2 protein-coding genes are annotated in these 755 nt (G+C 67.0%); both read right to left on the minus strand.

Annotation, left to right across the window (positions count from 1 at the left end; all coding sequences use genetic code 11):
- Nucleotides 1-13: 13 nt before the first annotated feature.
- The gene (locus CJ014_RS27275) at nucleotides 14-304 is read right to left on the minus strand and encodes a hypothetical protein (protein ID WP_100083628.1); all 291 of its coding nucleotides are present in this window, start codon (nucleotides 302-304) and stop codon (nucleotides 14-16) included.
- A 7-nt stretch (nucleotides 305-311) separates the two neighbouring features.
- The coding region (locus tag CJ014_RS27280; protein ID WP_207765880.1) for a peptidylprolyl isomerase at nucleotides 312-755 on the minus strand (444 nt) is incomplete at its 5' end.

Genomic DNA, 755 nt, shown 5'->3' on the forward strand with positions numbered 1-755 from the left:
GTCACGTGAAAGGTCATGTCGCCACTCCCCTGTTGGCCGGCAAAATGGCTTCGAGGATGGCGCGCATGGCTGCGAGGCTCGGATCTTCCGACCGGTTCATGATGCCGACGAGCTGAAGCCAGGTATCGTCCGAAGCTTCGTCGACGAAGGTGCGGACCGATGCCGCGAGGTAGGCCTGGGGCGTCAGTCCCTCCGCTTCAGCGGATCGGCCGATACGGGCGAGCAGGTCCGGGGCGTCGAGAGCGGCGACGAGGCCGAGGACGACGTTCGGATCGTCGAGATCGTCAATGATCTTGCCTAGCATGTCGTTCTCACTGGACGAGTGGCTGGGTGGAACCGGTCAGATCGAAGCCGTCGATGTGCGCCCGGCCGATCAGTTGGGAGATGTATTGGGCGCTGGCCCGCCGCTCGACCCGCTCGGCGAGGTAATCGGCGATGCGCTCTTTCACCGCCTCGAAGGGCAGCTGTTCCCCGTCGATCTTGCGATCGAGGCGGATCAGGTGCACCCCATAGCGGGTCTCGACCGGAGCCGAGAGCTCTTCCGGCGACAGCGTATCCAGCGCGGTCTCGAACTCCGGCGTGGTTTCGCCGGGGGCGATCTGACCGAGCGCGCCGCCCACCTTGGCCGACGGGCAGTCGGAGAGGGATTGGGCGAACTCGGCAAAGCGCTGCGGCTGCAGGACGAGCTGTTCGCGCAAGGCGGCGGCCTTGTCGCGCGCCGCGGCGAAGGCGTCGCCCTCGTCCCGTCGGGCGGC

Source organism: Pleomorphomonas carboxyditropha (assembly GCF_002770725.1).
Classification (GTDB): Bacteria; Pseudomonadota; Alphaproteobacteria; order Rhizobiales; family Pleomorphomonadaceae; genus Pleomorphomonas; species Pleomorphomonas carboxyditropha.

Coding starts and splice junctions, on each gene's coding strand:
- CJ014_RS27275 (WP_100083628.1), bottom strand. CDS start 304: ATGCTAGGCAAGATCATTGACGATCTCGACGATCCGAACGTCGTCCTC.